At 72.1% G+C, this 247-nt stretch carries 1 pseudogene; it reads right to left on the bottom strand.

Going from position 1 to position 247, the window contains the following annotated elements:
• Positions 1-247: pseudogene (locus ACCC97_RS28890) on the bottom strand (electron transfer flavoprotein subunit alpha/FixB family protein); the annotation flags it as partial.

The following is a 247-nucleotide window of genomic DNA, read 5'->3' on the forward strand; positions in this document are numbered from 1 at the left end:
CCACGTCGAGCTTGGCGGCCACGCGCGGCGCGACGTTCTTGCCGTTGGCGGTCGAGGGGAACAGGATGTGGCTGTAGCTGGATGCGATCGCCAGCACCTGGGCGGCGACGTTCTCGGCCAGGTTCTCGGCCAGGCTGGGGCTGTCGGCCACGATGACCTTGGCCACGCCCGCGATCTGCGCGGCGGCCTTGCCGGCTTCGGCAGCGTTGGCGCCGGCCACGAGTACGTGGACGTCGCCGCCGCAGGC

The organism is Variovorax sp. Varisp85 (assembly GCF_047304045.1).
In the GTDB taxonomy this organism is placed as follows: domain Bacteria; phylum Pseudomonadota; class Gammaproteobacteria; order Burkholderiales; family Burkholderiaceae_C; genus Variovorax.